This window comes from Mucilaginibacter limnophilus (assembly GCF_004005815.1).
GTDB classification, from domain to species: Bacteria; Bacteroidota; Bacteroidia; order Sphingobacteriales; family Sphingobacteriaceae; genus Mucilaginibacter; species Mucilaginibacter limnophilus.
The window spans coordinates 394740-413663 of sequence record NZ_SACK01000001.1; the positions used below are offsets into that span (position 1 = coordinate 394740).

Below are 18924 nucleotides of genomic sequence, written 5' to 3' on the forward strand. Positions count from 1 at the left end.
TTAAAGCCGGCGTAATTGCTGTTGATTGATAATTACAACAGGCAGCAGCCATGAATAATTAATAACCGATTACAGGCCCCTTACATGACGGAAGAAAAATTACAAGCGCTTATAAGCGGTTGCATGCGGCAGGACAGGAGCAGCCAAAAACAGTTGTACAAACTGTTTTACGGTTATGCCATGAGCATTTGCCTGCGCTATTCGGCCGACAGGGATGAAGCTGCCGAGGTAATGAATCAGGGGTTCTTTAAAGTGTTTAAACATTTGGGTAAGTATGATAGCAGCCGGCCTTTTAAAATATGGCTGGGACGGATAATGACCAATACGGCAATTGACCATTACCGCATAAACGCGAAGGCCGGCTATACCGAAGATCTGGAGAAAGCCTATGACGTTAGCGACAATGTACTGCCCGACAGGCGGCTTGATTATAATGACCTTTTACGTATGGTACAGCGGTTACCACAGGCTTACCGCACGGTTTTTAACCTGTTTGCCATAGAAGGTTACACGCACGAAGAAATTGCCATGATGCTGCAAATATCAGAAGGGGCGTCAAAATCAAACCTGCATAAGGCACGGCAAAAACTGAAGGTAATGATAGCTGAAGCGAACAGAATACATGACAGAACAGACTTTAACGGCAGTATAGGTTATTCACCTATCATCGTGATGAACTACCTGGATATTAATAGTTTTTTCAGAAACAATTTAAGGTGATGGAAAGGGGTAAAGACAGGGATTTAGATGATTTTTTTAAGGATGCGATGCAAAACAACGATCAGCATATTGACTTCCGTGAGGAAGACTGGAGTGCCATGGAACAAATGCTGGATAAAGGTCGCACACGCCCTGTTGTAATATGGATGCGTATAGCCGGGGGCATTGCCGCCATACTATTACTTACTTTAGGATGGTGGTACTTAAACAATAAGCAAGCTGCCAGGAATGACAAAGCACAGATAGCCAAGGTTAAAATGCAATCGAAGCCTCAATCAGCTTCTAAAAATACTGAACCTGTCGATGAAGATAGCATTACCACAACCGAAAAACAGGTATTTGCCGGGAGAACTGCAAAAGGGGTCGCAGGCCGGGTTGTGCCGGGAAGGCATAATCCGGTCCCGGTAAATTTTGTACCTAAGCCTATGGTAAAGAAAGAAGAAGCTGTTGTGCTGAACAAAAACGATACTGCAAAAACAGCGGAAATATTGGCGCAAAACCCAGTCGCCCGGCAAAACGATACAGTAGCGAAACAACCGGAAGTATTAGCAAAAGCGGATGAGCTTGAAGAGAAGCCATCTGTAGAAAAAAAGGTTAAAGCTGAAGCGATAAAAACACAGCCTGTTTATACTTTAAGTGTACTGGCTTCGCCCGATATAAATGCGGTAAGCGCTTTCAATAACAGTAAAGTAGGCAGCAATGTAGGGTTGATGTTTTCGGCAACCTTTGGTAAAGTGTCGGTAAGTACAGGTGCGTTGTATGCGGTGAAACCTTATGCTGCAAGCCTGGCTCGCAATGTAAGTTATTATAACAAGATAAGCACCGTAAATCAGGATGTTATGGCCGACTGCCGGGTGCTGGACATCCCGCTTAATGTTGATTACCGGGTGTACAGCAAACAACGCAACAGCATTAGCTTGGGTGCAGGCTTATCGTCATACTTTATGCTGCGCGAAAATTATACGTACACCGGCGGGGTAGGGTATAACGGTACGCAGGGCAATTCATTCAGCGTAAGTAATCAAAACAGGCATATACTGGGCGTACTGAACCTTCAGGCCACATATCAGCGGCAGCTGAACCCGAAAATAGGGCTTTCAATACAGCCTTTTATGAAATTACCATTGACAGACATAGGATACGGACAGGTGCGGCTGCGCAGCGCGGGCATAGCCGCCGGACTAAACTGGAATATAGGAAAAACACCAAAGTAACACCATGAAACATCTGCTTGTAATAATAGCGCTGGTGGCCGGATTAATAAAAGACGATGCACCGGCAGGGCTCTACGCGTGCAAAAATGTACGGATAACGCTATACTCGAGCGCGCCGCTTGAGGACATTGAGGCCGAATCAAACGCCGGAAAATCGGTGTTTAATCCTGCTACCGGTGAACTGGCTTTTAACGTGGCCATACGTTCGTTCAAGTTCCCGAAGTCGCTGATGCAGGAACATTTTAATGAAAACTATATGGAAAGCGATAAGTATCCGCAAGCATCATTCAGAGGAAAGATAAATGAAAAAATAGATGTAAACGCCAACGGCAGCTTCCCGGTAACAGTGAGTGGCGTGCTTGATGTGCATGGCGTGAAGCAGAACCGTACGGTTAAAGGCACCGTCAATGTCAATAATGGTTCGGTAAGCATGTCATCAGAGTTTATGGTTCGGTGCGCAGACCATAATATCGAGATTCCAAAACTGGTATTTAAAAAAATTGCTGAAACTATAAAAATGACCGTTTCAGCCACCTATAGTCCTTTAAATAATCAAGCTAAATAATATGAAAAAGGCATTCCTGTTTTTTGTGTTGATTTTAACCCTTGGCATTGCCAGGGCCCAAACAGACACCACGGCTACCGATTCGGCAATGAACATGCTTAACGAAGGTGAAAAGGAAGAAAGTGTGATAGCTACCTTCAAGGCATCGAGGCTAATATATTCGCAAACTACCGAGACGGTTAAAAAGAATAACCTGAACTTTCTGGTGATACACCGCTTTGGTGATATCGGCGGTAGCGACGGCGGCAGCTCTACGCTGTGGGGGCTTGATAATTCGAGTGATATCTACATTGGTTTTGAATACGGCATAAGCGATAAGCTGGATGTGCAGTTCGGTCGCAGCAAGTTTGAACAAATGCTTGAGCTGGGCCTCAAATACGCCATACTAAAACAAACTGCCGATAATAGTAAACCATTTGCCTTAACGGTTGCCGGCAAAATGGGTTTAAAGCCTTATAAAGTAACTACTGAGGTGTTCGACGATTACACCAACCGGCTTTCATATATGGCACAGGCCATCATAGCCCGTAAATTTTCATCGAGGTTCTCGTTGCAAATATCGCCGACTTTTATCCGCAACAACCTGCCGTTTCCTTTTATTGAGGGAAACGAGCAGCAGTTTTTCGCACTCAGCGCGGCAGCGCGTTATAAGTTCACCAAACGTATGGGTATTGTGGTTGATTATTCGCACCCATTCTCATCATTCAGGCAAAACAGTAACAGCCCAAAGTTCTATGATCCGCTTGCCGTTGGCATCGAAATAGAAACAGGCGGGCACGTTTTTACTATTGATTTTGCCAACGCGAAAGCCATATCCGAGCTTAATTACTTAAGCGACACTGAATCGTCCTGGGGAAAAGGGCAGTTCAGGTTTGGCTTCACCATTTCACGCATGTTCTCCTTCGGCCCCAATAAAAGAAATAAAGACAAATCAAACTACTAAAACATGGAAAGAAGTGAATTTTTAGCAAAATTTGGGGTTGGTCTGGCTGCAGTATGCACCGGATGCTCCCTTGTATCGTGCGGGTCAAAAAGCAGCGACCCGAAGCCGAATGACCCGGGCAACGGCGGTGATGATGACGGCGAACTGTTCAGTATCAACCTGAATAGCGAATTGACCAGCATAGGGCAGTCAAAAATTTCTAATGGCGTTATACTGGTGCGCATAGCAGCGGGTAATAATGAAAGCGCGTTTACTGCGGTACAGGTTGCCTGTACGCACGAAGGAACGCAGATAGGCTATAACGCGGCGCAGGGAAAATTCATTTGCCCTAATCATGGCAGCCAGTTCAGCGCATCCGGTGATGTATTGCTTGGCCCGGCTACCCGCGCGTTAAAAGAATATGCTATTGATATAGATGGGAACACACTTACCGTTTCATCATAATTAAAGCCGATACTAATTGTTGTGTTAGCCTGTGCTGTAAAGCGCAGGCTTTTTTGTACTGAGCAATTATCTATTTGGTTGAAAGTCAAAGCATTTTATTCATTATTATTATATATGTAAACCAAAAGCAATTATTATCGTATATAGGTATGTTATATGCATAGCTTGGATTAAAAACTTTGTTGTAATTTTCCTGTGGATATTTGCGCCAATAAGTAAATTGCGGGATTAATGCATTTTAAGCTGTTTTTAATGAATTTAAGAATACTTACAACCTTTATAATCTTGTTTCTTGTCTTAAACTTTAACAGTGCTTCCGCCCAGGAAAGCATGGTGCGCAGTATTTCTGAAGATTATATAGCCAAGCTTATAACAGTTGCCCGTGCAAACTATCCGCGTGTAAAGTCATACAAAGCACGTGTTGATATAGCCCGCACCAACGTATCAATTGCAGCGGTTTCGATATTCGACGCGGTATCGCTTTCATACATTTATCAGCCTTCAAACTTTTCGGTGGTTGATCCAACCAATCCCGGTAGCCGCTACATCAGAGGTTTACAGGCCGGCATATTTTTAAATCTGGGCGTTATTTTGCGTACGCCGATGAACATCAGCCGGGCCAAAGCCGAAAGGCGCGTTGCCGAAAGCGAACAGGCCGAATACGATATAACCCTTGCAACCGAAGTACGTAAAAGGTATTACGTTTATATGCAGCGTGTAGCCGAACTAAAAATTCAAACCAATGCCACACAGCTAACACAAAACGCTTATAATGATGCTGAGTACCGGTACAAAAAAGGTGAGCTTACGTTTGCAGAGTTTAACCAGGCGCAAACATTGTTAACAACACAAAGCCAGACAAAAATAGGTGCCGAGGCTAACCTGTTCACCGCCAAAGCCGATCTGGAAGAACTTTTAGGAGATAAGCTGGAAAATATACAATAAATGGAGTTTGGTAATTTTATAAGGCTGCTTTTAAGGCATAAGTACATATTGATAGCAGTACCTGTGCTGGCTGTAATTATTACCTACTTTTTAGTACGTAACCAGCCGGATGTGTACAGCTCACAGGGGCAGATAGCTACCGGTATTGTCGACCAGACACAGCAGGTGCTTAACAGTCAGGACGTTCAGGAATCAAAAATCAGTCAGGAATTTAGTAACCTGATACAAATGATGCGGTCGAAAAGGATACTTGATCAGGTATCATACCGCCTGATGATCCACGACCTTACCAGCGAACGTCCATTTAAAAAGCCAAGCAAACTACTTAACGAAATTGGCGACAACGCCCGCCGTCACGCGCTGCAGGTTTATACCGACATGTATAAAAAGCGGGGTACGCTGTCATTGTTCAACCCCGACCAGAACGGGTTGAATAAACTGCTTGAGTCGATGGGGTATGATGATAAGTCGCTTTTAAAAACATTACTGATTTATCGTGCCGAGAATAGCGACTTCATTAACGTTCAGTATGATGCCGGGAACCCTGAAGAGGCGGCTTTTGTGGTTAACACGCTTTGTAAAGAATTTATTAGTTACTATACCTCAATTGTTAAAGAGAACCAGCACCGTGCGGTTACATTTTTAGGCAGATTATTACAGGAAAAGCAGGATTCGCTTAACTCTAAAACAAGGCAGCTTCAGCAATACAAAATCAACAATCGTGTACTTAGTTTGGCCGAACAGGCAAAAACTTTGTATGGCCAGCTATCAGAGTATGAAAATCAACGTGAAGAAGCTTTAAAAGACGCTGTTACCACCGGTGCGGCCATCAACCGTATTGACGATCAGTTCGATCCGCGCGACAGGCAGTACCGTGAAAGCTCTATGACCAGGCTGAACGTACAGATAACCGAGCTTGATCAGCAATTGAAAGCTGCCAACGACGCTTATATTGAAAGCGGTTTTGATGAAGCTTATAAAGAAAAAGCCGATTCGCTGCAGAGGGTATATGCAAGAAAGATACAGCAATCGTCAGATAAATATATCCTGAACCCGCTTACTACCAAGCAAAATCTTGTTCAAAGCAAAACCGACCTGCAAACACAAAATACCATTGCTAAAGCCAGTGTTGGTACCATTGACAGGGAACTATCGAGGCTAAACAGCCGTTTTGACCAACTGGTACCTCATGAAGCGGTTATAGGTTCATTTGAAAAGGACATAGAAGTTGCGCAGCAGGAATATCTTGCCCTGCTATCAAAGTATAATCAGGTTAGCATGGAAGCTAATTTTGATGTGCAGCTACGCCAGGTTGTTACAGCCATGCCGGGTTTGGCTCAGCCATCAAAAAAGATGCTGCTGGTTATTATTGGCGGTGTGGTAAGCTTTGTGTTCTGTGTAATAGTGCTATTTGTTATCTTCTTTCTTGATAATACTGTTAAAACATCAAAAGAACTGGCAAACCGTACCAAAATACCGGTGCTTGGCCATCTGAATTTGCTTAACAACAGTGTTATTGATTTTAAACGGATTTGGGATACTAACGAGGGTAACGAAAAAACTCGTCAGTTTAAAAACCTGCTGCGTTCGGTACGGTATGAAATTGACAATGAACTGAACGGTGAGGATAAGGTATTATTGGTAAACAGCCTTCAGCCAGGTGAAGGAAAAACGCTGCTTTCTGTAAGTTTGGCTTACTCGCATGCCATTATCAACCAAAAGGTGTTGCTTATTGATGGTAACTTTGAAGACTCGGGTATTACCGATACAGTGAAACCGCAGCTGTTTCTGGAAGATTTCCTTAAAGACAAACTTACGGTTGAAGAACTTAATCCATCTACATTACTGAATGTGTGGGGCAACCGTGGCGGTGATATATCCTTATTTGAAATACGTAGTGAAGAACGTGTTAAACAAAAATTTGCCGAATTGAGGAAGCATTTTGATATTATTATTATCGAGTCGTCGGCATTGAACACGCTTAACCGCTCGAAAGAATGGGTAACTGTTGCCGATAAGGTAGTAGCTGTATTTGAGTCGGGACAAAATATCACTGAAACAATAAAGCCTAACATCAACTACCTGAAAAGCATCAGGCCTAAATTTATTGGATGGGTACTTAACAAAGTGGAGGGCGAAAACGCAACAAAAAAACGAAAACGCACGTAACTGTGTATATTAAATATGGAAGCGGTTACTGTAATCTGGATCATTCTGCAAATACTTATCGGGTATAATCTTGTACTCCCTTTTATCTTATACCTGTTCTCAAACTTTAGTCGCGGCAGGGTATACCCTGCCGCTATCAATGAGGCTGATTATGCCATCATTGTAACAGCGTATGAGTACACTGATCAACTGCCTTCCGTTGTCGATTCGATATTGCGGGTGAAATACTCCAACTACCTTATCTACATTGTTGCTGATAAATGCGACGTAAGTAACCTGCATTTCAACGATGAGCGTGTAATTGTACTGCGCCCACCCGAAACGCTGGCCAGTAATATCAAATCGCATTTTTATGCCATACATAACTTTCGCCGCCAGCATGAAAGGCTGACGATAATTGATAGCGATAATTTGGTTCATCCTAATTTTCTTAACGAACTGAACAAGCTATTCGAAGCAGGTTTCAGCGCTGTGCAAGGCATCCGCGAAGCAAAAAACCTTGATACCACCTACGCCTGCCTTGATGCCGCCCGTGATATCTATTATCATTTTTATGATGGTAAGCTGCTGTTCAATTTAGGTTCATCAGCAACGCTGGCAGGTTCAGGCATGGCTTTTACCGTATCGCTTTATCGCGAGTGTCTGGAAAATAGCAATATTTCGGGAGCAGGTTTTGATAAAGTATTGCAGGCAGCCATTGTAGGCCGTAACCGCCGCATAGCCTTTACGGGCGAAGCCGTAGTGTACGACGAAAAAACCACACGCAGCGATCAATTGGTAAAACAGCGTTCACGCTGGATAAATACCTGGTTTAAGTATTTCGGTTTTGGTTTTACGCTGATAGGGAAGGGCATCATAAATTTTAGTAGAAACCAGTTCATTTTTGGATTGATCTTGTTAAGGCCCCCGCTGTTTATCTTTTTGCTGCTGTCTTTATTATGCTTGTTCATAAACCTGTTTATCAATATAACAGCGGCGTTTATCTGGCTGGCGGCTTTTGGCTTGTTTGTGCTCGGGTTTTACCTTGCACTGGCCAAATCACCTACCGATAGGCGCATTTACCAGTCGCTGGTTAGCATACCAAAGTTTATTTACTTCCAGGTACAGTCGTTAATGAAAGCACGCGGTGCCAACAAACGCTCGGTAGCTACCCGGCATTACCACAGTACCGACACTGAAATTAAACACGATAACAATGAGGGTTGAACCGGCTGAAGAGATAGTACAGGAGGACGTATTTAAGCGGCGATACCAGCGTCGTGTTGACAGGATAACCCGCATAGTTGCCCTTGTTTTGGCAGCAGTAAGTACTTATGCCTTCATTTTCAAAATAGTATTTTTTTAGTGGATAACTTTCAGCTTAAAATAGACAATACCCGCCGGGTTAACCTCGATGCCGACGGTTTTACTTTCGGGCTGAAAAAAATCTCCTTGTTAGACAGGCTGAACAAAACCAGCGGCGTTGCCATATTCCTGGTTATTGCGATAGCCATTGCCATTGGCACAGGCTTGTATGGCGTTAAGTTTACCGTGATGATACTGGCGGCCGCTATAGCTTTACCGGTTGTAGCGGGTGTGCTGCTATACCCTGAATTTGGTATGGTGGTGGTTGTAATGATGGCTTACCTGTTATTCTTGTTAACCCGTATAGGCGTTTCAGGGCCAGTAGGCGTTATTATGGACGGCCTCCAGGTACTGATGATGGTTGGCCTGGCAGTTAAGCAGCGCACCGAGCATAACTGGGATATGCTTAAAGGGCCCGTTACCACCATGATACTGGTTTGGATAGGCTACAACGTTTTCGAATTTGCCAACCCTGCGGCCGAATCGCGCCTGGCATGGGTGTACACTATCCGTACGGTGGCTATAGTATTGTTGCTATATTTTGTTTTCCTGTACAACATTCGCACCATAAAAATGGTACGCCTGCTGTTTAAAATATGGCTGGCACTGGCGTTGTTTGCCGCACTGTATGGCTATAAGCAGGAATACATAGGCTTTTCGGCGGTTGAGGATGCTTACCTGCATTCGGACCCTGCCATTGCCGACCTGCTGTTTATTGGCGGGCACTGGCGTAAGTTCTCCATCTTTTCCGACCCGGTTTCATTTGGCTACAACATGGTGATGGCCGCTATCATCGGTATATGTATCCTTGAGGGCAAATTCTCCCTTTGGAAAAAAATTGTGGTTGGCATTTGCGTGTGCATGTATCTGCACAGTATGTTATTCTCGGGCACACGGGCTGCTAACCCGTTGGTACCTGCAGCTATGGCTTTGTTTGCTGTGATAAAGTATAACAAAAAAATACTGATGCTCGCAATACTGGGCGTTTTCGGGTTGATTGTATTGATTAACATACCTACATCAAACCCAAACCTGGTACGCTTTCAAACAGCTTTCAGACCGAACAACGACGACTCGTACAACCTGCGGAAATTCAATCAAAAGCGTATTCAGCCATTTATACAAAGTCATCCGATTGGCGGCGGACTTGGTGCGACGGGTACCTGGGGCAAGCGTTTTGCTCCGGGATCATACCTGGCAAACTTCCCGCCCGATAGCGGTTACATGCGTATTGCTGTAGAACTTGGATGGATTGGACTGATCATTTTTTGTACGCTGATGTTTACCATCATGAAAACGGGCATAAACAATTATTACCGCATTAAAAACCCGGAGCTAAAAACATATTGCCTGGCCATGACGCTGGTTGTTTTTGCATACAACATAGCTAACTTTCCGCAGGAAGCGCTCGTACAATACCCGTCGAACCTGCTGTTCTCGCTGGCCGCCGCATTAATTTCGGTTACTTACCGGATTGACAGGCAGCAACGCCGGCCTGAGGAAGCGTTTAACGAAAAAGAGGTGATAAGATATCAGTAATATGGAGCCGAACGATTTTATACAAGGACGCGATATTGTAGTAGTAGGGCAGCAGCCATGGGACGTTGAGATTGGCAGCAACTGTAAAAATATCGCGCTCGAGTTTAGCAGGCATAACCGCGTGTTGTATGTCAATTCACCGCTCGATCGTATTACCCTGTTGAAGCAGAAACACGACCCGAAGGTTAAAAAACGCATAGATGTAATTAAGCATAAGGCCGATGCCATTGTAAAGCTGCAGGATAACCTCTGGAACCTTTATCCCGACAGGATGATAGAATCCATTAACTGGATAAAGAACGATGCGATATATACTTTCCTGAATAAGATCAACAACAAGCGTTTTGCAAAGTCAATAAGTGATGCTATCACGAAGCTTGGCTTTAAAGATGTTATACTGTTTAATGACAATGATATCTTCCGCTGTTTTTACCTGAAAGAACTGCTTAAGCCTGCTGTAAGCATTTATTACTCGCGCGATTATTTGCTGTATGTTGATTACTGGAAACTGCACGGTGAAAAGCTGGAACCGCAATTGATAGCAAAAAGCGATCTCTGTGTGGCTAACTCAACATATCTCGCAAGTTATTGCGGCCGTTACAATAAGAATTCGCATTACGTAGGGCAGGGGTGTGACTTGGAGATATTCACTAATAAGCAGGCTTTACCGGTACCTGATGATATGCAGAATATCAGCAAGCCGGTTATTGGTTATGTAGGCGCGCTGCAAAGTATCAGGCTGGATATCGACCTGCTGGCTTATCTTGCCGAACAACGCCCCGGCTGGAGTATTGTATTGGTTGGCCCTGAGGACAACGAATTTACCGCAAGCCGCTTGCACAGTATACCTAATATCCACTTTTTAGGCAGCAAGCCCGGCGAGATGTTACCTGCGTATATCAACGCGTTTGATGTTTGCCTGAACCCGCAGGTGGTTAACCAGGTAACCATAGGCAATTATCCACGTAAAATTGATGAGTACCTGGCCATGGGTAAGCCAACTGTTGCTACCCGAACTGAAGCCATGAGTGTATTTGCCAATCATACTTACCTCTGCGAGACTAAAGAGGATTACCTGGCTGCTATCCAAAAAGCTTTGGATGAAGATTCTCCGGTAAAGCAGCAGGACCGTATCCGTTTTGCAGCTACACATAGCTGGGAAAATAATGTCAAGGAAATTTATAAAGCGATAAATTTGACAGAGCGGTAAGTTACCCATCACGTCTTTGCGAGCGTAGCGTGGCAATCTCTAATCTTTTCATGCTGATTTGCATGTGTAGAGATTGCTTCGTACCTCGCAATGACGCGTGGTTATATTTAAAGGAAATCATACAATCCTTAAATTCTCAAATCAAGGTCCTTACTTATTATGCGACTTAAAAGTAAACAGATCATAATTATGTTTAATGTTGCGGTAGATCATCCGCGCAAAAGAAATAAACGGATTATCGCTTTGCCGGAAATCACTGCGTGTCATGGTTGAGGGTTCACTTTCAGGATTTATCTGATCGAATACGCCTTTGAAATCCTCATAAAACATGGCTTTGCCTTTGTGCTTGATGAATGATATTGCCATTAAAAACTCAGTGCGGTCGCCCTTCAAGCCTTCAGCATAGCGGCCAAACTTATGGAAAAAGCTTGTACGACGAAGGTGCGGATGGTCGCTGTACATGTGAAACTTGCGATACCCCGGATAGAACACGCTAAACTTCATTTCTGAAAAACCATTGCGGAACGGTTTAAGGTATGGGTACTTAAAATAGGCATAAAAACGTACCAAATCCACATCTTTCCGCTCGTCCATAATATCCAGCGCGTCTTTCAACCGTTCGTCAAAGCCCGGATACGGGTCAAAATCTTCCTGAACGTACAAGGTATAATTGGTTTGCACGGCGTCCTGCCCTTTGTTGATGTTGTTGCCCAGTCCACGGTTTTTTGAGGTGGTTATTAGCCTGAAATTATAAATCTCAGCCAACTCATGCAGCCTGTCGAGATGCTCGGGGCGGCTGCCGTCATCAGATACCACAATGTCGCCAAAATAAACTTCCTGCTTTACAAAAGCGTTCAGCAGTCGCTGTAACGATTGACTGCGGTTATAATGGGTTACAAGCAGCGTTATGGTATCAAACATCATACTTTCTTAAATAGGTAGGCGTACGTCCATTTCAGCAGTTTAAACTGTAAATATACCGCGCGTGCCGCAAGTGCCAGCGGGTTTTTACTTTCACGCCACGATGCCCGGCCCATGGTGCTTGGCTCGTCGGCTGAGTTTTTCTGGTAAAACAGATCGGTAAATTTATCGAAAAATATTCCTTTCCCCTTTTTCTGCAGGAAAGAAAGCGCCATGGTAAACTCTGTAAGGTCGCCCTTTATTCCTTCCGGATAACGCCCGAACTTTTGCATAAAATTGCTGCGGCGCAAATGCGGGTGATCGCTATACACATAAAACTTCAGATGATCGTTCCTGAATACTGACGGCGAGAACAACATCTGCGAAAATCCCTTGCCATACGGTTTGGTATAAGGATATTTGAAATAAGCATAAAAACGAGCAATATCCAGTTCCGGGTCTTCCTCAAAAAATTTCAGCGCGTCTTTAAAATGTGTTGCAAAAATCGGCTTGGGCTCAAAGTCTTCCTGTACATATAAGGTGTAAGGTGTTTGAACGGCATCCTGACCTTTATTTATATTGTTGCCTAATCCTTTGTTTTTTGGCGTGGTAACCAGTTGGTAATTATATTCGTTTTGAAGTGCTGTAAGCTGTTGCAGATGCTCCGGTTTACTGCCGTCATCGCTCACCACAATACCGCCAAAGCCAATGCCCTGATCGCGAAAAGTTTGCAGCAAACGCTGTAACGAACGGCTGCGGTTATAATGCGTTATCAGCAGCGTAACATCTTTAAAATATAAATTATGGTCCATGCCTGTAAATTTCCTTTAATCTTTTACGCTAAAAAACACGTATAAGGTTGTGGAATGGGTTTAAAATTAATGTTCATTTTATTTATTGCAACCATTATCCCGCAAATAATGTTTATTTAGCAAAAATATCAACGCCTCTATATGCTGCAGAAAATTCTTACCCTCATAAAAAATAAGCACTTTCTATCGCTTGCGGGTAATATCATCATGTCGGGGTTGGGGATGCTCACTACAGCGCTGATATATCGTGCGCTTAAAGACGACGACATAGTTGGGGTATGGGTATTGTTTCAAACCACAGTGTTGTTTGTTGATACTTTCCGGTCAGGATTACTAACTACGGCTTTTATTAAATTTTATTCGGGAACTACCGGTCAGCGCAGTGCCGAAGTAGTAGGGGCTACGTGGTATATCGCCATGGCCATAACCGGCGGGCTAATAATCTTAAACCTTCCTGTACTGTTCTTTTTAGATCATTTCAGCGGCGGGTATATCCTCTTTTTTAAATATTTCGGCGCGACATATATTTTATCATTACCATGGTTTATCGCAAGCTGCGTGTTGCAGGGCGAACAACGTTTCGACAGGCTGTTATACGTGCGTATGGTGAACCAGGGTAGCTTTGTGCTTTTTGTGGTGATATTGATGATCATGCAAAAAGGCAGTGTGCTGAATGTGCTCTATGCCTACCTGCTTTCACATGCACTGACAAGCCTGTACACCCTGGTAATGGGTTGGTGTAGACTGGATACTATAAAGCATCGTACCAAAGCCGCCGTATCCGAGATATTCAATTTCGGTAAGTTCAGCGTAGGTACTACGCTAAGTTCAAATATGTTCAGGTTTTCCGATCTGTTTATCATCAACGCCATGTTAGGCACCGGCGCTGTGGCTATTTACAATCTTGGACAAACGCTGATGCAACTGGTTGAGATTCCATTGAGGAGTTTCGCCGCAACAGGAATGCCTTCGCTGGCAGCGGCGTATAACCAGAACAGCCGCAGCGAAGTGATCTATATCATGAAGAAATATATCGGGTTGCTTACCGTGATACTGTTCCCTGCGGCGATAATTGCCGTTTTACTGGCTGATGTGCCAATTTACATTATGGGTGGCGGTAAATATGTAGGTACCGAAGCAGCTAACGTTTTCCGCCTGTTCATGACCTTCGCACTGTTGTACCCGGCCGACAGGTTCTTCGCGCTTACGCTGGATGTGATACACAAACCCAAAATCAACTTTTACAAAGTACTGATAATGCTTGCGGCAAACATCATTTTCGACGTGCTGGGCGTGTTGTTGTTCAAAAACATCTACGGTATTACACTGGCCACACTCGCGCCGACGCTGATTGGAACTACTATAGGATATTACGCTTTAAAGAGATACCACAATTTTTCGTTCTTCAGCGTTTATTCGTTAGGCATCTCCGAGGCGAAGGTGTATATTAATCAGTTAAAGCAAAAGTTTAAACGGTAATTACCAGATCCACCAGCCCTTTTTACCCTCTCGTTTTGACGACAAGTTAAAACGCATTTCGATATGCTTAAACGTCCACGACGAAGCGAAATAGATTACTACATAATTTACTATAAAGAGGTAGCTATAGCTTGATGGCGGCAGTTTTAATACCCTGATAAAAGCGATGTTAAACAAACTCAGTATCAGGGTATGGATCATGTAAATAGAGTAGGAGTAACGGCCCATACTGTGCAGAAGCTTTGGCTTTTTAAGCAGGCCCGACAGCCATCCTTTTTCAAAAGCGAAAATAAAAATGGTGATAAAGAACATCGCCTCATATAAAAAGCCGTATTGCTTGTAAGTTTCGCCTTGTATTACCAGCGCGAATGTTATTACCAGTGCGATAATCTCCAAAAAACTGAACAGGCTGTTTTGCATGGGGCGCAGCCAGACTTTAAAGTAATTATAAGCGTTGAAACATAATACGCCTACAAAAAATCCGGCTATGCCGCGTAAAAAGCCATAATTAAAAGTAAATAGCAAGCCGAAACTATCGGTAAAGTAGTACAACAGGCCGAAGGCTGCTACTACTACCAGGCTGTAAATGATATTACGATTAGCGGTAAGCTTGTTGCTGTTGATAAATGTAACCGACAGGCCGAATACCAGGTAAGCGATCATTTCCGCGCTTATCGACCAGCTGGCTATGTTCCAGCTAACATCAGCAACGCCGGGCAACTTAACCGAATTGATAAGGAACAGATTGCTTAAAAAAGTGGTGACGTTGTTTGAAGGATTATCCAGATTATTTACCTGCACATAACCAGATGCGAAATGTTTGGTAGCTTGTATGGCTACGAAAATAAGCAGTACGATCAGGTGCAGCGGGTACAACCGCCAAAACCTTTTTTTGTAGAACCGTGTTAATTCTTCACCGGTAGACATGTGCTGGTAGCTGTAAGCAATAACAAAGCCGCTCAGTACAAAAAAGAAATCGACAAACAGGTCGGCGTTTAGTATGAAATTGTTTTGTAAAACAGGCGTGTCAGAAAAAGTACTCATGTGGAAGAAAACAACAAGGCTGCTGAATAGTCCCCTGAAAATGTCTAAAACTTCAAAACGTTCCTTCATTAAATATTATGTGTTAAATTGCCCTCGGGTAAATGTATGTAATTCGTTAATGTAAACAGCTTGTCTTTTTATTCAATCCAAACTTTTAATGCGCATTGCCTATCTTATACTCGCCCACAATCAGCCCAATCAATTAAAACGACTGATAACCCGTTTAACGGAAAAAAATGCAGATGTGTTCGTTCATTTGGATGCAAAATCTGCTTTTCAGCCATTTGAAGCCTTGGTCAAACTGCCGGGTGTATATTTTATCAAGAACAGGGTAAAGGTTTACTGGGGATCGTTCAATATTGTTCAGGCTACCATCAACGGCTTTTATGAGATACTGGCTACAGGCGGCTATGGTTACATAAACCTGCTAAGCGGTCAGGATTATCCGCTAAAAAGTAATGAGGAGCTACTTGATTTTTTGAGCGAAAATCCGGATAAAGCTTTTATGAATTCGTTGGTTGCTCAAACACACTGGCTTGAAGCCCTGCCTCGCGTACAGGAATATCACCTCAACAATTATCCGTTTCCGGGGCGTTACCTGGTACAGAAAGCTATTAACACGCTTATGCCGCAGCGACGAATACCAAATGATCTGATTTTGGTAGGCCGTTCACAATGGTTTACAGCTTCTGTAGAATGTATAAAATATATTGTCGATTATTGGGAGAAACATCCGGCGCTGCGCCGTTTTATGAAGTTTACCTGGGCGCCCGATGAGTTTATCTTTCAAACGATACTGTATAATTCACACCTGCGTGACAGAATGGTTGATGAAGATTTGCGTTATATTGACTGGAGCGGCGGCGGCGCAAGCCCAAAACTACTTACTATGGAAGACGCACCAAAACTTATCAGTTCCAATAAGTTTTTCGCCCGTAAGTTTGACGCAATGAAAGATAGCGCCGTGCTTGACTACATCGACAACCACTTACTCAAAAAGTAATTAACCGATTAAGCTTATTTTTACAGTAAAAACGTTCTGACCGGTAAGCCTATCATAATGGTATAAAAACTCATTAGCGCATTTGGTAATAATAAGCAAACCGAAATGCTCCGTAATATTATTGATATCCGGCTGCTCGTTGTCACTTTCCTCTGCAATAAATTTTATAGTGTTTTCACCGTCAGTAAGCGCGTATAGGTTGTGCATCACATCATAAGCCAGTAGTTTTTTTTCACCCTCAGGATGCACTAGTAATTCACGGTTAAAGGGGTGGCCATCGTCAATTTTTGTAATGCTGATGTAATCGTCGTTAATATCTACGGTTAGTTTCACCGTTTCGGTGCCCGAATGTTTGCAGGCATTGGTAAATAGCTCGGTAACAACCGATTTTACTCTGAACAGAATGTCATTAAGATAGTCGGTATCTTTGATGCACTTTCCGGTATGGTCAAGCACATGTTTAACCGACGGCACTAAAGCCGGCAATGCATTCAGGAAAATAAACTCCTTAGCGCCTGTGATAATTTGCATAATTTAGGTTTTAGCCAGCTGTTGTAAAGGCCTCAAGGTTTTTGTGTATCTTAAATACTTTATCAAGCCTTATCAGCGCAAACAGGTCGTGTATATCTTTTTTCAGATGTATTAAAATAACATCCGAACTATTAGCTATTGCATGCTTTAAAGCTGAAACAAGCGCGCCCAGAAACGAACTGTCCATATAGGTGATCTTGCTCAGGTCAAGTACCACGCGTTTGCCGTACTTGTTGAGCAGGTTTACCAGTTCATCCCGAAATTTATCTGCATTGTTCAGGTTAGCTTCCATAAGGTTAACCTTAGCCAGCAGGTAATCAGGGCGTTCTTCTTGTATATCTATCATATCAGCGTTTTAGTACGTTAATAATACTGCAATCGTCAACCTGTGTGCCTATGCTTTCGGCAAATAGTTTTTCCTTTAGTTGTTTAAACTCAGTATCGGTTTTTAATAAATCACTTATCTTGTCCGCAAAAAGGTTATAATCGCTTTTTTTGCCAGAAGGGGTAGCAAAATCGATCATGCCGTCAGTAAAAATAAATAATTGGTCGTTATTTTCTAAAATAATTTGTTGTTCATTATATCCTCCGTCAGGGAAGAGTCCCAATAGCAGTCCTTCAGACGCAATGCTGCGCAGTTTACCGCTTGCCGCGCTGTAATGCAGCAATGGCAAGTCGCCTGCGCCTGAATACAAAACCGAGTGATTTTCGGTATCGATAAGTAACAGGGAAAGGCTTGATAAAATGTCTTTCAGTACATCATCCAGGCAAATAATGCTGTTTACCTTGCGCAGTATGCTTGATGTAGAAAAGTCGTTATCAAGGGCTGCAAAACGCACTGCCGAACGCACATAGCTCAAATATCCGAAAGTAAAATACCAGGCCTGCCATTTTTTACCCATGATATCGCCAAGAACAACAAAAGTATAACGGCTGTTAACCGGAATGAAGTCAATAAAATCTCCGCCGGGTATTTCCTGAAAAGGGCGGTGCCAGAAATCAATATCAAAGCCGTTAACCGTCGGACTTTTAATGGGTATGGTTTTGATGTTGAGTGATTTCGCAGCGGCTTGTACTTCCAGGGTTGATAGTTCACGCTGTTTTTGAACGTTCAACAAAATGCTGTTTAGCTTCGAAATGATAATGTCAAAAGGCGTATCCTTTATAATAAAATCTATTGCCTGCAGGTCAAGCCCCTCAAGCGCTACATCTTTATCCCTCAGGCTGCTTAAGAAAGCAAACGGTATATCGCGCAGCAACCTGTCTTGCATTAGGTGTTTTCTAAACTCAATACCGTTCATACCGGGCATCTCGTAATCTGAAAGAATTATATCGGGAGTGAAGGTTTTCAGCCGTTCTATCGCGTCAAACGCCGAATCGGCAATAACACATTCCATGCCCGCGGTTTTAAATCCTTCAACCAAAAGGGTCAGGAAAAAAGGGTTATCATCAACCAGCAGTATTTTATTAGGAGTGGCTTGTGTCATATCCCGGCAGAACGTTTATAAACCGACTTGATAAGCAAATATATGCCTGCAAGCACTATTAATAAAGAAATAAGGTCCATTATAGTTACTCCGTCGTTTTGGTTGAAGTAAAAAACGGTGTATATCTCAAAATCAGGCGGCGCAGGCATTATGATCATCGCAAAACCCAAAGTGATCATCACAATGCCAATAATTATTACTAAAACATTGGTGCTATGAGTGGCAATGTATTTTTTTGAAGTGTTGCTGTCTATCTGATTTGATGATAAGAGTATGCTGAACTCATCAAGCAGTTCAAGGCGCGATGCATTTGACGTATCGAGGCTGCGAAAGGCATCAATCTTTTCCTCTTCTTCAGTAGAAGAAGCTTCGATGGCTTTGCTGATGCGCTGGCGCAAACCGCGTGCCTTCTCGCTGTCTATATGATTATCAGCAAGCAGGGCAATCAGTTCATCAAGCTTTTGGTTTACCGCTTTATCGTCGGGCTTCATGCCATTTGTGCCTTCCTGTTCATTTTAATTATATATTTTGACGCTCAATATAAATTAATATTTTCAACAACCCATTACCTGTAT

At 43.2% G+C, this 18924-nt stretch carries 20 protein-coding genes; 13 read left to right on the forward strand and 7 right to left on the reverse strand.

Features of this window, described 5'->3' with window-relative positions:
• Positions 1-84: 84 nt before the first annotated feature.
• The 11 genes from EOD41_RS01790 (at position 85) to EOD41_RS01835 (ending at position 11093) form a co-directional block, all read left to right on the forward strand.
• Entirely contained in the window at positions 85-720 is a 636-nt protein-coding gene (locus EOD41_RS01790; protein WP_127703065.1) for an RNA polymerase sigma factor, read from the forward strand.
• Positions 720-1934 (forward strand): hypothetical protein, encoded by a 1215-nt coding sequence (locus tag EOD41_RS01795; protein WP_127703066.1) that lies wholly within the window; start codon positions 720-722, stop codon positions 1932-1934. Before EOD41_RS01790 ends, EOD41_RS01795 begins: the two co-directional genes overlap by 1 nt.
• Before the next feature lie 4 nt (positions 1935-1938).
• Positions 1939-2499, forward strand: coding sequence for a YceI family protein (locus EOD41_RS01800; RefSeq protein WP_127703067.1), 561 nt, complete (start codon positions 1939-1941; stop codon positions 2497-2499).
• 1 nt (position 2500) lies between these two features.
• Positions 2501-3442 carry a DUF5777 family beta-barrel protein gene (locus tag EOD41_RS01805; protein WP_127703068.1) on the forward strand — a complete coding sequence of 314 codons (942 nt, stop codon included), beginning with the start codon at positions 2501-2503 and terminating at the stop codon, positions 3440-3442.
• A gap of 3 nt (positions 3443-3445) precedes the next feature.
• Positions 3446-3886, forward strand: coding sequence for a QcrA and Rieske domain-containing protein (locus EOD41_RS01810; RefSeq protein WP_127703069.1), 441 nt, complete (start codon positions 3446-3448; stop codon positions 3884-3886).
• Positions 3887-4138: 252 nt separating this feature from the next.
• Positions 4139-4831: a TolC family protein gene (locus tag EOD41_RS01815; RefSeq protein ID WP_164849859.1), complete on the forward strand. Its 693-nt coding sequence runs from the start codon at positions 4139-4141 to the stop codon at positions 4829-4831.
• Positions 4832-7000 carry a GumC family protein gene (locus EOD41_RS01820; protein ID WP_127703071.1) on the forward strand — a complete coding sequence of 723 codons (2169 nt, stop codon included), beginning with the start codon at positions 4832-4834 and terminating at the stop codon, positions 6998-7000. It abuts the gene before it with no gap.
• 15 nt (positions 7001-7015) lie between these two features.
• Complete coding sequence (locus EOD41_RS01825; protein ID WP_127703072.1) at positions 7016-8206, forward strand: glycosyltransferase; 1191 nt, start codon at positions 7016-7018, stop codon at positions 8204-8206.
• Positions 8196-8345, forward strand: a complete 150-nt coding sequence (locus EOD41_RS20625; RefSeq protein ID WP_164849860.1) for a hypothetical protein — start codon at positions 8196-8198, stop codon at positions 8343-8345. Before EOD41_RS01825 ends, EOD41_RS20625 begins: the two co-directional genes overlap by 11 nt.
• Positions 8345-9883 carry an O-antigen ligase family protein gene (locus EOD41_RS01830; RefSeq protein WP_127703073.1) on the forward strand — a complete coding sequence of 513 codons (1539 nt, stop codon included), beginning with the start codon at positions 8345-8347 and terminating at the stop codon, positions 9881-9883. The genes EOD41_RS20625 and EOD41_RS01830 overlap by 1 nt, the downstream gene beginning before the upstream one ends.
• A gap of 1 nt (position 9884) precedes the next feature.
• Positions 9885-11093 (forward strand): glycosyltransferase, encoded by a 1209-nt coding sequence (locus tag EOD41_RS01835; RefSeq protein WP_127703074.1) that lies wholly within the window; start codon positions 9885-9887, stop codon positions 11091-11093.
• Between the two features lie 150 nt (positions 11094-11243).
• Here the strand turns inward: EOD41_RS01835 and EOD41_RS01840 are convergent, their stop codons facing one another.
• Together EOD41_RS01840 and EOD41_RS01845 are read right to left on the reverse strand one after the other, a co-directional pair.
• Positions 11244-12017: a glycosyltransferase family 2 protein gene (locus EOD41_RS01840; RefSeq protein ID WP_127703075.1), complete on the reverse strand. Its 774-nt coding sequence runs from the start codon at positions 12015-12017 to the stop codon at positions 11244-11246.
• Entirely contained in the window at positions 12014-12805 is a 792-nt protein-coding gene (locus tag EOD41_RS01845) for a glycosyltransferase (RefSeq protein ID WP_127703076.1), read from the reverse strand. Before EOD41_RS01845 ends, EOD41_RS01840 begins: the two co-directional genes overlap by 4 nt.
• Before the next feature lie 141 nt (positions 12806-12946).
• Here EOD41_RS01845 and EOD41_RS01850 point away from each other — a divergent pair, with 141 nt between their 5' ends.
• Positions 12947-14284, forward strand: coding sequence for an oligosaccharide flippase family protein (locus tag EOD41_RS01850; protein ID WP_127703077.1), 1338 nt, complete (start codon positions 12947-12949; stop codon positions 14282-14284).
• Here the strand turns inward: EOD41_RS01850 and EOD41_RS01855 are convergent, their stop codons facing one another.
• Complete coding sequence (locus tag EOD41_RS01855; protein WP_127703078.1) at positions 14285-15397, reverse strand: acyltransferase family protein; 1113 nt, start codon at positions 15395-15397, stop codon at positions 14285-14287. It lies immediately after the preceding gene.
• A gap of 88 nt (positions 15398-15485) precedes the next feature.
• Between EOD41_RS01855 and EOD41_RS01860 the strand changes: the two genes are divergently transcribed.
• A complete protein-coding gene (locus EOD41_RS01860; protein WP_127703079.1) occupies positions 15486-16331 on the forward strand; it encodes a beta-1,6-N-acetylglucosaminyltransferase in 846 nt (281 codons plus the stop codon).
• On the opposite strand, the gene EOD41_RS01865 is transcribed toward EOD41_RS01860, so the two are convergent.
• Genes EOD41_RS01865 through EOD41_RS01880 form a run of 4 tightly spaced genes read right to left on the reverse strand, consistent with a single transcriptional unit; the run spans position 16332 to position 18840 of the window.
• On the reverse strand, positions 16332-16862 hold the full coding sequence (locus EOD41_RS01865; protein WP_127703080.1) for an ATP-binding protein: 531 nt from the start codon (positions 16860-16862) through the stop codon (positions 16332-16334).
• 10 nt (positions 16863-16872) lie between these two features.
• A complete protein-coding gene (locus EOD41_RS01870) occupies positions 16873-17208 on the reverse strand; it encodes an STAS domain-containing protein (RefSeq protein ID WP_127703081.1) in 336 nt (111 codons plus the stop codon).
• Between the two features lies 1 nt (position 17209).
• Positions 17210-18349, reverse strand: coding sequence for a fused response regulator/phosphatase (locus EOD41_RS01875; protein ID WP_127703082.1), 1140 nt, complete (start codon positions 18347-18349; stop codon positions 17210-17212).
• Positions 18346-18840 (reverse strand): hypothetical protein, encoded by a 495-nt coding sequence (locus tag EOD41_RS01880; protein WP_127703083.1) that lies wholly within the window; start codon positions 18838-18840, stop codon positions 18346-18348. Before EOD41_RS01880 ends, EOD41_RS01875 begins: the two co-directional genes overlap by 4 nt.
• Between the last annotated feature and the right edge of the window lie 84 nt (positions 18841-18924).